Raw genomic sequence first — 1,328 nt, 5'->3', positions numbered from 1 at the left:
GCCTTGAAGCCCGCCGCCGGCAACCGGCGGATCGCATCGTCGACATCCTTCGACAGCCAGGCGGCGAAGCCGGACGGCTGCCCGACAGCAAGAAGCAGCGAGCCGGTGAAGCCGAAGCGGTCCTCGACGCTCAGCATGCCGTCGGCTTCGAGCGTCGCGCGGCCGGGCAGCGTCGCGGCAAGCGACTTCACCGACCAGCCGCCCTCGACCGGCTCGGCCGAGAGCCGCACGTCGCGCACCGTGGTGTCGCCCGCCACCACCGCCGGCAGCCTGACCTCGACCGTGCCCGGTATCGTCGGCTTCGGCATGTGCAGCAGCGTCTGCTCGAACGCCGCGATGCGTTGATCGAGCGTCAGCCCGGTTCCCGCGGATGCGCCCACCGCCTCGTCGAACTGCACCTGGGCGCCGCTGGCCTCGATCGAAAAATGCGGCTTCAGGCCGAGATCGACCGAGGCCTTGCCGTCTGCGGTGTAGGGATTGTCGAGTGGCCCGGTCTCGAAGCGGAACTCGTCCACGTTGAGTTTTTGGTGGTCGAGCGCGAATTTGCCGTTCAGCCGGAAGCCGGGATCGGGCTTGCCGGCGCTGACCTTCACGGGCTCGCCGTCGGTGCCGCGCAGCGTGGCCGAGTTTCTGTCGGCCCCATTCTTGTTGGAGGCCGAAACCTTGAACTGGCCGGAATAGACCGCCGCGCCCTTGACGATGCCGGCGTTGCCGTCGGTCTCAATGATCAGCGGATAGGCATCGGGATCCGCCTTCAGCCTGAGCCGCATCTGGCCGTCCGGCTCCACCTTGCCGGTCGAGGCCGAGACGTCCGTGCGCAGGCCGTCGAAGCGCAGCGTGCCGTCCATCCGCCAGGGGCCGGCGAGCGACTTGGCCGAAATGGTCGAGTTGATCTCGGAAATCAGGTGGCTGCGGGCACCAGCGGCATGGCGCAGTTCGATTTGTCCTTCGGTCACTGTCAGCTTCTCGATCGCGATCTGGTTCGGATCGAACGGCGTTGTCGGGCGTATCGCCCAGTCGACCGTGCCGTCGCCGGCGACGTCGATGGTCGCCTTCGGATGAACCAGCCGCATGTCGAAGATGAGCAGCTCGCCGCGCAGGAAAGGCGCAAGCTCCGCATCCATGGAGAAGGTCTCCATCGTCATTGCCAGCTGGCCGCCAGGGCCGCCGGCGACCTCGACGTTGGAGAAGGTCACCGACGGGAAAGGCAAAAGCCGCGCCGTCGCATCGCCTTTCACTGTCACCTTGCGGCCAAGGATGGTGCTCGCCTCGCGTTCGAAATCGGCGCGGTAGCCGGTCCAGTCGATAAAATACGGCACCACCAGCGC

General features: G+C 66.9%; 1 pseudogene. It reads right to left on the bottom strand.

Features of this window, described 5'->3' with window-relative positions:
• Nucleotides 1-1,328 (bottom strand): annotated as a pseudogene (locus tag EOA29_RS36705) (AsmA family protein); the annotation flags it as partial.

The organism is Mesorhizobium sp. M1E.F.Ca.ET.063.01.1.1, assembly GCF_003998155.1.
GTDB lineage: Bacteria > Pseudomonadota > Alphaproteobacteria > Rhizobiales > Rhizobiaceae > Mesorhizobium.
This window is presented reverse-complemented; position numbering and strand designations above follow the sequence as displayed.